General features: G+C 38.5%; 6 protein-coding genes. All 6 read left to right on the top strand.

All coding sequences use genetic code 11. The annotated features are described in order from the left end of the window. Positions 1 to 140: 140 nt before the first annotated feature. The 6 genes from ASE01S_RS11200 to ASE01S_RS11225 all read left to right on the top strand — a co-directional run bounded on the left by ASE01S_RS11200 (position 141) and on the right by ASE01S_RS11225 (position 10,999). A complete protein-coding gene (locus tag ASE01S_RS11200; protein WP_067842171.1) occupies positions 141 to 2,936 on the top strand; it encodes a glycoside hydrolase family 3 C-terminal domain-containing protein in 2,796 nt (931 codons plus the stop codon). Then, positions 2,937 to 5,207, top strand: coding sequence for a glycosyl hydrolase family 95 catalytic domain-containing protein (locus ASE01S_RS11205; protein ID WP_067842174.1), 2,271 nt, complete (start codon positions 2,937 to 2,939; stop codon positions 5,205 to 5,207). Positions 5,208 to 5,648: 441 nt separating this feature from the next. Then, positions 5,649 to 7,421, top strand: coding sequence for a cache domain-containing sensor histidine kinase (locus ASE01S_RS11210; RefSeq protein ID WP_067842191.1), 1,773 nt, complete (start codon positions 5,649 to 5,651; stop codon positions 7,419 to 7,421). A 34-nt stretch (positions 7,422 to 7,455) separates the two neighbouring features. Continuing rightward, positions 7,456 to 8,979, top strand: a complete 1,524-nt coding sequence (locus ASE01S_RS11215) for a response regulator transcription factor (RefSeq protein ID WP_067842194.1) — start codon at positions 7,456 to 7,458, stop codon at positions 8,977 to 8,979. A gap of 3 nt (positions 8,980 to 8,982) precedes the next feature. Beyond that, positions 8,983 to 9,660: a DUF624 domain-containing protein gene (locus ASE01S_RS11220; protein WP_067842177.1), complete on the top strand. Its 678-nt coding sequence runs from the start codon at positions 8,983 to 8,985 to the stop codon at positions 9,658 to 9,660. A 13-nt stretch (positions 9,661 to 9,673) separates the two neighbouring features. Beyond that, entirely contained in the window at positions 9,674 to 10,999 is a 1,326-nt protein-coding gene (locus tag ASE01S_RS11225) for a DUF4340 domain-containing protein (protein WP_067842180.1), read from the top strand. The last annotated feature ends 1,073 nt before the right edge of the window (positions 11,000 to 12,072 follow it).

Below are 12,072 nucleotides of genomic sequence, written 5' to 3' on the forward strand. Positions count from 1 at the left end.
CAATTCTATCAACTTTGTTTATTATATAGACAAAGTTTTCATCTATTGCTATAATTTTTAAAGAATATATTTAATTAATTTAATTTATCTACGTTATTAACCACCACTGCCATCTAATTTTTTTATAAGGAGCTGTTTGTATGTTATTGGATTTCCAAGATTCAACCAAATCACTGGAGGAGCGTTTGAATGATTTAGTATCACGGTTGACGTTAGCTGAAAAAATATCCTGTTTATCTACTCAGCAGAGCGGCATCGAACGATTGAATATTCCAGCCTATCAAATCGGTGGTGAAGCAGCACATGGTGTAGTGGATCGAGGTGGTACAAGTACGACTGTTTTTCCCCAGCCGATTGGCCTCTCTTCGACTTGGAATAAAACCTTACTTAAAAAAGTAGGCGAAGCCATTGGTGATGAAGCAAGAGCCTTTTACTACTATCGAAATAAAGCGACAGGGCTAACACTCTGGGCTCCTACGATCGATATGGAAAGAGACCCGCGTTGGGGTCGGACTGAGGAAGCTTATGGCGAAGACCCTTTTTTAACTGGTCAATTATCGAAATATCTTATTTTAGGGATGCAAGGTGAAGACCCGTTTTATCTTAAAATGGTAGCTGCACCCAAGCATTTCTTTGGAAACAATAATGAGCATGGTAGAGAATATATATCCAATAGCATTGATGCCCGTAATCGGTTTGAATATTATTTACCTGCATTTGAACCCGCTTTCACAGAAGCAAATGCAGCCTCAATGATGACTGCCTATAATGGCGTCAACGGTATTCCGGCAATGCAAATCAAAGAAATACAAGCGATTGTTCGTGATCAATGGCAGATGGATGGTTTTGTTGTTAGCGATGGTGGGGCACTAACCTTAAATGTGGAGCAGTATCATTACTATGATCGTTTTTCAGAAGCGTTAGCTGATGCACTAAAGAAAGGTATCGATTGCTTTGTTGATGACAAAGAAAAGGTCGAGAAGGCTGCTTATGAAGCATTAGAACAGGGGCTAATAACGGAGGAGGATATTACTCAAGCTATTTCACGAATTTTCAAGGTACGCATCCGTTTAGGTCAATTTGATCAGGTAGATCCCTATTATAATGAACAGAGTCTAAATCAGCTAATCACACTTCACCAGCCTTTAGTAGAAGAAGTAACCGATCAATCGATTGTTTTATTGAAGAATCAGGCTCAGATGCTGCCATTGGCAGAGGAAAGAATTTCTTCCATTGCCGTTATCGGCCCAACAGCTAATCATATATTTAGAGATTGGTATACAGGCTACCCTCGTGAAACCGTACCATTGCTGCAGGGGTTAAAGCAACGTTTTATTAATGCTGAGATAAGCTATACCGACGGATTTGATCGTATTCTATTAAAATCTGAGGCTACCAATAAATACTTAGCTTTTAATGACCAAGCTGAAGCCATTATGACAGAACAGGAGTCAGCTCATCCATTTATCGACGAGGATTGGGGCTGGAATAGTCATCTACTTTTTGATTTCAAGCATCAACACTATTTAAGTCTGTTGGATCACGATAGTGGTTATAAACCGGTAAAAAAAGAAGTGTTTGATTGGTTTATTAAGGAAAAAATAAGCTTCTATCCCTCCGAACATGATACGACCATTTATCAACTTACATCTTGGCGCAATAAACCGCTTAAATTCAAGGAAAAGGTCGGTTTAATTGAAGATGAGAGTGGTGAATGGTTTAGTAAGGTTGTTGTCGAATCTGGAATAGAGACCGCTGTTAAGCAGGCCCAATCGAGTGAGGTCGCGATTGTATGTGTGGGTAATCACCCGATGCTAAATGGTCGAGAAACGGAAGATCGACCTGATATTACATTAGCTGAGTATCAACAGCGTTTGGTGAAAGCTGTTTATCAGGCCAACCCGAAAACCATTCTTGTCGTTATCGGGAGCTATCCTTTTGCTATCAATTGGGAAGACGAGCACTTACCTGCTATTATTTATAGTGCTCATGGCTCTCAGCAATTAGGGACTTCATTAGCCAAAATTATGGCAGGTGATCGATCGCCTAGTGGGAAGTTAAGCATGACATGGTATAAATCGACAGAGGCTTTGCCTTGTATTTTTGATTATGACATCATTAAAGGAAAGCGCACATATATGTATGCAGATGACCAAATTCTTTATCCTTTTGGTCATGGTTTAAGCTACGGAGAAGTGAGCTATAAAGCACTCGAACTAAGCAAAACCACGATTAATGATGACAGTGATCTTATGGTAACTGTAACGGTGAAAAACCAATCAGAGCTAAACATTGAAGAAGTCATTCAGCTCTATGCATCATTTGATTCACAATCGCTTAATCAGCCAAAGCTTAAATTAGTTGGATTTGAAAAAGTCTCACTAGCACCGAAGCAAGAACGAATAGTTTCATTTCAGGTGCAAGCAAAGTCTTTTTATTTCTTTGATGTGCAAACGGATACGATGCGGTTAATGCCGGGCTATGCTCAAATAAAAGTGGGCAGCTCTAGTGAGGCGATACATTTGCAGTCAGAGCGATTAATTATAGATGCCAAACCGTTACGACCTCGTGATTTAAGTAAAGTGACCTTAGCTGAACGATATGATGATTATGATCATGTTTCAATCGGAAAAGGAGAAAATGAGCAGAATTGCGTGATCAATAGACAAAACGGACGCCTGTTGTATCGCGAGGTTATCTGTGAACAGGTGGAAGAATTGGTAATTCGAGCTGCAACGGATGGGGGAAGTGCAGCCATTACTTTATCACTGGATGGGGTCAAACAGGCCAACAGATTAACAATTGATCAACAGTCCCCTTTTGAGTGGAGGACGTATACTTTAACATTCACACCAACGAAGAAAATTCATGACATTGAGTTGTATTGTGAAGGACCTGTCTATATTCAAACGATCCAATTAAAGGGAGTCAATTAAATGAAACCATTTCAATTTAAAAAACCAAAAAAAGGGATATGGCATGACCAACCTGCCACAAAATGGGAAGAAGGATTTGTAACTGGGAACGGTCTAATGGGGCTCATCGCTTTCGGTGGACCCATTAAGGAGACGTTAATTGGTAATTATGCACATTTATTTTTGCCGATGGGAAATCAATTTAAAGTGCCTGACCTAAGTGAAGAGTTGTCAGAATTAAGAAAGGTGATCAAAGAACAAGGTTATGAAAAAGCAATTAGCTATCATTATCAAAAAGCTGTAGAAAAAGGTTACCCTGGTTTAACGATGAGTGACCCGTATCATCCAGCTTTCCACTTGACTATTGATACGGGTGTTACCAAGGTGGAGAACTACCGAAAAAGCTTAGATTACCGTACAGGACAAATCATGACAAGCTATCAAGGTGATGGTGTACGTTATCAAAGTCGCGCCTTTGTTTCCCGGGCCGATAACCTAATTGTTTATCAGATTCGTAAAGAAAAAAGTCCGCTTGAACTAATTATTGAGCCAGAAATCTATCAAGTCCCACAGCTAAAAGGTGACCGTTATGATCAGAATCATACGTTTAGATTAGAATATCAGTACACATATGCTGAAGGCGGCTATACCGTTATTGGCGAGATTTTTCCAAAGGGTGGAATAATTAACCATACTAAGCAAGGGATTCAAATCTCCCAAACAGATGAGGTTACCATTATCATTAGAATAGAACCTATCCTAACCAAGCAGTCGCTTGAACTGAGCTTTAATGGCTATGAGGATTTGTTTGAAGCACATAAAGCTATTCACCAAGAAATGTTTGATCGAGTTTGCTTGAATCTAACGAATGATCACGAAAGAGAACAAAGCTTCTCAGCCTTAATGACGCAGGCTCAGAACAGTGACAGCTTACCTAAAGCATTAATTGAAAAAATATATGATGCAGGACGATTCATGTATATTTGTAGTTCAGGCGAAGCAACTCCAAATTTACAAGGGATATGGAGTGGAACGTTTCACCCTGCTTGGAGTGGTGATTATACCTTTGACACCAATGTTCAATTATCGATAGCTTCGGCTCTCTCTAGTCATTTAGAGGAAGGCCTTCACGGTTTCTTTAAGCTAGTCCAATCACTTTTGCCTGGGTTTAGGGAAAATGCCAAACACTATTATGGTTGTAGAGGGATTATGGCGTCGATCCATTCCAGTAATTATGGTCAGCATTTACATTGGAATGAAGAATGGCCGCTTCACTTTTGGACTTGTGGCGCAGGCTGGTTAGGCCATTGGTTCTTCCAATATTATCGCTTTACCGGAGATATCCAATTTTTGAAGGAACAGGCGCTTCCTTATTTAGAAGAAGTCGCTTTATTTTATGAGGATTTTTTGATTGAAGATCCAGATGGAACCTATCGATTTACACCATCCTACTCAGCCGAAAATGGTTGTGCTGATAATGCCACACAGGATGTGGCTGTGGCTAAGGAGGTATTCACCCATTTAATAGAAGGCTACCAAATTTTAAAAATAGATTCAGATAAACCTAATAAGTGGAAGCGGATGCTCAGTAAATTACCCGCTTATCAAATAAATGATCAAGGTGCATTGAAAGAATGGTTAACACCGGATAAAGATGAGAACTATAACCACCGGCACTTCTCTCACTTATATCCAATTTTTCAAAGTCGAGAATTTACTGCGGAAACAAACCCAACTTTATTCAAGGCAAGTCGCATAGCATTTGAAAAACGCTTAGAGGCTTGGTTGTTGAATGAAGATGGCGATACCACTTCAACACATGGACGCATGCATACGGCATTGTGTGCAACACAATTTCACATGCCGGAGTTAATTAAGGAGATCATCATGCTTGTGATTAAAAATAACTGCTTTTATCCATCACTGATGATGAGTCATTATAACAACCTTGAAGTATTTAATGTTGACGGAAATGGTGCTTTCCCGCAAATTATTCATGAGATGTTTGTTGATTATCACCACGATACCTTATTTCTATTCCAAGCTTTACCAGAGGATCTGGATAGCGGTGAGATAACAGGGATTCGACTACCTGACGGACTTAAGGTTGATCAAATCAGATGGGATTTATCAGGAAAATTTGCTAAAATAACATTAGTGAGTTGTTTGACCAAAAGCCTTAAGGTGAGCGCTCCACTATATAAACATTTGTTGATCAATGGCGTTCCAGTAGAGCAGTTTGTTATTCAATTAAAAGAGAAGCAGCCTTATGTTCTTGAAGTAAACTGGTAATGTAAATCGCTTTAATTTCATTCAGCAGAATTCTCCTACTTCTTTAAGGTGAGATAAAGGGAAACTTCGTTCAGTGGGGTTTCGACGGATAGGATGTGCTCGTGCAGACGTTGCGACACGACGTCGCGAACTTAGTCCGCTTCCTCTCCCTCACACTGAACATGAGTTGAACCAATCGGGCCGTTACTGGCTGTTGGATCTTTCGCTTAGCTATGCGTGTTCCCTTATTTCTTGAAGTGGGAGTCTTACAAAAGCCCTTCGATGGGGCGAGTAATCGCAGCCCCAGCCAGTTGCACTGCGATAAATGCCTATGTGTATTTCAATCAATGGGGGGAACCTCGGCGGATGTCTTAGATTTACAGAGGGAAGTTATCGAGCGCAATAAAATCTGGGAGCAAATACACCGAGATTCATTTGATCGGTAGCAGGAGGGTAAACATGATGAAATGGCTAAGACGTAAAATACTAGACCTAAAGATTAGTTACAAACTAATGGGTGTTTATCTTCTTGTTACAGCAGTTCCAATCATTTTTGTAGGCGTTTACTTAAACTTAAGTATGCGGAATGTGGTCTTAAATAATGCTATTTTTGAAACAGAATCTAACTTGGACAAGATTAAAATCCAACTCGAAACAATGCTAAATCGTATTACCGATATCTCAGATTTAATTTATTTAAATCGGGATATTGATGCTTTATTAAATGGGGAATATGGAAGTACCTTTGATGTGTATAACGCCTATTCCCAGTACCCTGTTTTTGATGACTATTTAAAATATTATGATGAAATTGAAAATATTCAATTTTATATGACCAATCAAATGATAACGAATTCCCATTTTATATATGCTAATGAAGCGATTCAAGCAGAAGGCTGGTTTAGAGAAGCGATTGACAAACAAGGTAAAATTAGCTGGATCATTAAAGCAGAGCATTGGACTGGACAGCAATATTTAACTTTGACCCGTGCTGTATATGACCATCAAAGTAGACTTTTAGGTGTTTTAAACATTTATGTAGCCCCAGATAAAATGAAGGAACTCGCTGATGTCGATACACATGATGTCTATATTATTCTTGATGAACAGCAGATTGTCTATAGTCAATCAGAGCAGTTATTGTTTCGCTATCCAGGCTTTATTTCAGCTAGACCTGAGACAGATGCTAAAAATGTCTTGTTTGACCATCACTATCGGGGAGAAGATGTTAAAATTAGTTTACACCGCTTACAACCTACGAAGGCATTAACAAATGAGATTCAGATTGCAACCATTATCCCTGTCGAAAGTTTGATGGAACAGCCTAATGAAATCTTTAAACGTGGTTACTGGATTATGTTTACAGCTTTGGCGATATCGATTCTGGCTTTCCATATTTTTATCAAAACCTTTCATTCTAGAATTAATACGTTAAAATTAGCGATGGGTAGAGTAGCAAGAGGAAAGTTCAATATCAAGCCATCAATTGTAGGGAAGGACGAAATTGGGGAAGCGTATGATGAGCTCTATCAAACCTCACAAAGTATTCAAAAATTAATCGATGAGGTATATGTTCATAAGATAAAAGAAGAACGGTGGCATCGTCAGCAAAAGGAATCTGAATTTAAAATGCTCTCAAGTCAAATTAATCCCCATTTTCTTTATAATACTTTAGAGATGATTCGAATGAAGGCGATTGTAAACAAGGACAAAGAAGTTGCTGTTCTCATTCAGAAATTAAGCAAAATGATGCGGTCTGCTTTAGAACGTACGGATCGTCCGGTCCCTTTAATCGATGAAATGGATTTAGTTGTCACTTATTTGGAAATACAAGTGATGCGTTTTGGTGAAAAGCTCAATTATTCAATTAATGTAAACGGGGATGTGTCGAATTATCGGGTATTTCCGTTGCTAATCCAGCCTTTGGTAGAAAACGCCATTATTCATGGCCTTGAACCCAAAGTCGGTATGGGAGAATTAATCATTACAATTACCGAACATGAACAGCATTTAGAAATTGATGTTGAAGATAATGGAATAGGGATGGATCAGGAGCGGCTTGATCATATTAGAAGAACATTAGCAGATGGCGATCATTTTGATGGCAAGCGGATTGGAATAAGAAATGTTTATCAGCGTATTCAGTTATATTATGGTAAAGCGTACGGATTAACGATATCGAGTCTGGTTAACCAAGGAACAAAGATTAAAGTAACGTTACCTATTATTGAATAATGAGACTGACAACATGACAGAAGGGGATGATGGCATGTATAAGGTATTGTTGATTGATGATGAACCGATCATACGTGAAGGAATGAAGCATGTCATTCCTTGGGAGGAATTAGGCTTTTCAATTTGTGGTGACTGTGAAAATGGACGTGATGGACTCCACGTGATTAGAGAGGAACGACCGGATATTGTTTTTGTTGATATCCGTATGCCTGGCATGTCCGGTATTGAGCTAGTCCAACAAGCCAAACAAGAAGGTTACAAAGGTAAATTTGTCATTCTATCTGGGTATTCCAGTTTTACCTATGCGCGAGAATCAATTAAACTTGGTATCTATTCCTATTTATTAAAGCCTATTGATGAAACAGAGCTTGTAGAGCTTTTAAATGAATTAAAGCTGAAAATTGAAGAAGAGCAAAAGATTTCATCCCAATTAACAGCATATTACGACATGACAGAAGAAGATGCATGGAAAGCAGTTATTGAAGGTCGAATCGATGACTGGCAACGTTCACCGTATGTAAAGGATCTTGAAGGTCCCTTTGTTCTAGTTGGCATTTCTGTTACCAAAAATGTTAAAAGATCAAAGCTAAGAAAACGCTTATTTGAAGATGTGAAACCAACAGCCAAAGTTATTCTGAAAGATCAAATGATTTACCTACTATACATCAATCAACCGTTAGATCAAATTGACCAAGAGCTTAGCTTTATGCTAAGACATGTCCGAGAGCACATTGATCCCAAAGCATACGGCTGTATGGCAAACTCATATTTAACATTACGAGAAACGAATAGGGCTATTGCCCAAATTAAGCAATTACAAGATCGATCATACAGTTATCCAAAAGATCGTCTATTTAAGTATTCAGATATTAATCTGCAAGCCTATCAGCCGTTAGATGCAGATGAGATTGGTGCAAGAATCATTCAAGCACTCGAGTTTAAAGATCAATCATCACTTAAGGAACAGCTTAAGCAGATGACCCTACATTTTCAACATTATCGGCTTGAAAAGGCAAAGGTCCAGGCAGAAATGTTTGAACTCGTCTTAGCTATTTCACATTTCATAGGAGGAAAATATCAAGATGTGCAGTTACCGAGTAAACATGAATGGCTTGATATTATCTATTCCCCAGACAGCTTGGCGGATTTAATGACATCCTTGGACACTAAATGGTGGGCTTTAACAGATCAAATTAACGGCTTTGTGGTCACATCAGAAAATAACATTGATAAAATAACAAGATATATTGAACATTATTATTATCGTGATTTAACGTTAAAGGTTTTGGCCGACTTATTTAATTATAATAGCTCATATTTAGGTAAGAAATTCAAAAAACATACAGGTGAGTATTTTCATGTTTATTTGGAACGTATTCGAATTGAGAAGGCAAAGCAGCTATTAGCTAACCAATCATATAAAGTCTATAAAGTTTCAGAGTTAGTCGGATACAGTAATATGGACTATTTCTATAAAAAGTTCAAAAAATACGTTGGGATGAGTCCAAAGGAATTTCAAAAAAAAACAGCCATAACATTAATAGATAATGAGGAATGAGCCATGAGTAAAACTATTATTGATCGACCTTTATATCAAATCGTTAATTATATCTATGCCTTTTTAGTCACCAATTTTTATTTTTTATTATTGATGAGTCCCTTTATTTTTTTCTTTTACGCGGCTGAATTTACCGTTAAAAATATACTCATCTACTATATAACATTGATTCCTTTTGGCCCGGCCTTGGCAGCTTTACTCAAAACAATGGATAAACTTGTTGCTGATAAAATGATTCAACCGTCTAAAGATTATTGGAGCTACTTTGCAAAAAACCTGAAGATAGCGCTTAAATACTGGCTGATCCAATGGACAATTATTGTCATCTTAATTATAGATATCTATTATGCTAATCTACATTTTCCTATGCTATCACCTTTTTTTCTGTTTTTAATGGTTGTTTGTATTGTGATAATGTGTTATGCATTCCCGATATTAACTAAGTTTGAAGTGAAGATAAAGAACTTACTGGTTGTTTCCATTTATGCGATATTTCGTTTTCTCAAAACAACATTATTGAATGTTTCAACCATCGTAGCATTTGGGATCATCTTTTATGCCTATCCTAGTATTCTAATTCTGTTTTTTATGAGCTTAATATGCTTTTTTATCATGTATAATATGCAAACCGTTTTTAAACAGCTGGAGCATCAATTTACTAAAAATGATGATAGAGAATGAGGTGTTGATAAAAATGACGAAACGAAAGCGTATGATTTTTTTGGGATTGTTTGTCATCATTGTCATCATTGCTGGGTTTAGCTTAGCTACACAAACAGATGATGATCCAGAGCTGCACCAATTCGTTAAAGATTCACAAGATATTACAGGCTTGAACATTCAAACAGAAGAGCCATTTTCACTTGAACAGCTTGATCAGGAGTGGATTGTTAAGGACCGATTGGAAGTGACAGATCAAGAAGCAACGAATGAGGCATTGTTAAGCTTAATGAACTGGCAAGGTGAAGAGGTGGATGTTCCGCGAAAGGAAGTAGGGTTAGATTTTCCCAAAATATCAGTCCAGCTTACTTATCAGGATGGTCAACAGCATAGCTTGATGATTGGGCAATTAAATCCAGCTGGTACAGGCTATTACGTTGAAGATCGACAAGCACAATCGATCTATCTGGTTGAGCGAACGCTAATCGAGGCATTCCCATTTTACGTTCAAGCATATTTAGACACAGGATTATTGACCTTACAAATAGGGGAAATTGAGCATATTTTTATAGATAATGGGACAGAAGAGATCCATTTGACGAATCAAAGTCCTTATCCCGAGCAAGAAACGCGTACAAATATTACAGGATGGTTTATCGAGTCACCTTATCAGCTTCATTATCATACGGCTTATTCCCGAATTGAGGCACTGTTGCACTCGATTCAAACTCTATCAATGGAAGAGCTAATTGCTGAAAATGCGACAGATTGGTCGACATATGGATTAGATGATAGCAACTTTACCATTGAATTTGTGACTTCATCTGAGCATGTCCGTTTGCTAATTGGAGACCCAGCTTCATTTGAAAGCTATTATGCAAAAATTGAGGGAGAAGATCGTGTTTTTACTATATTAAATCAACAATTAGAACCATTTAGTTATCAGGCTAAGCACTATCACGACGGCTATGTCAAAATATTAGCATTGGATGTGATGAGTCGTCTAGAGATCGTGTCAAAAGAGCTGGAACTTTCAGTAAGTATTGAACATAGTGAGGATGAAGAGACAGTATTTAAAATAGACGATACGCTGATAGATGTATCGATGATGCGTGATGCCTACAAAGCAGTTGCTTCGCTTTCAGCAGCTGGAATGGCAGATCAACCCGTCTATCAAGGCCCTGATGTCTTAATACGTTCTACTATTTTAACCGATGATGGAGAAAAAGTGATTGAGGTAGAGTTTGTCGACTATGATCAAGATCACTATGCAGCCTTTATTGATGACAGCTGTGACTTTATTGTCGCTAAAACTGACGTTGAAGCAATGCTTGACACCATGGCAAGCCTCCTTAAATAGTTAAGTAAGCCAAATATAAACACATTCAGCTTCGTTTTTGCTGAATGTGTTTTTTCATGTTTTTCAACATCTCTCTGTAAGTGGAAACGAGGCTTCAATTCTGCCTAAGTCTTACCTAAAGCTACTAGCGCGGGTTTCATTGCTTGGTTGCTTTATCGCAGTGCACTGGCTGGGGCTGCGATTACTCGCCCCATCGAAGGGCTTTTGTAAGCCTCCCCACTCAAGAAATAAGGGGACACGTCATGTCTAAGTGGGAGGTCCAACAGCCAGTAACGGCCCGATTGGTTCAACTCACGTTCAGTGGGGGAGAGAGAAAGCTGACTAAGTTCACGACGTTATGTCGCAACGTCTGCACGAGCACATCCTATGCGTCGAAACCCCCACTGACGAAGTTTCACTTTATTGTGATCAAAGTTCAATCACTAATTATGGATGGATTTTATGTCTAATTATTACTGTATTTTTGAAAGCGCTTACTTATATAATAATTATTAAGATTCCACGTGTCAGCCACTGTAGTACTTGATCTAATCATTCAAAAGAACCGCCGCAAGATAGTCGTTCATTTCAAAAGCGCTTCAAAGCATGGTTAACATCATTTAGTAAAAGTCTCCTACTTCTATATAAAATCCTGTTTGTATTTCATGCAGTGGGTACAAACACCATAATGAATATTATGCCTCTGGCGGATGCCGATATTTCCAGCAGAAATTTATCGCAGTGCACTGGCTGGGGCTGCGATTACTCGCCCCATCGAAGGGCTTTTGTAAGCCTCCCCCTTCAAGGAATAAGGGAACAGGTCATGTCTTGTCTAAGAGGGAGATCCAACAGCCAGTAACGACCCGATTGGTTCAACTAACGTTCAGTGGGGGAGAGAGGAATCTGACTAGTTGGCGACGTCGTGTCGCAAGGTCTGCACGAGCACACCCTATGCGTCGAAACCCCCACTGAACGAAGTTTCACTTTAAATATTTAAAAAATGGAGGGGTATTTTTGTGAAAACAAGATTAACATGTCTGTTGGTCGTTTTGTTGATGGGATTAGGTTTTATCGTTGCATGCGGTAGTGAACAT

Source organism: Amphibacillus sediminis NBRC 103570 (assembly GCF_001552275.1).
GTDB classification, from domain to species: Bacteria; Bacillota; Bacilli; order Bacillales; family Amphibacillaceae; genus Amphibacillus_B; species Amphibacillus_B sediminis.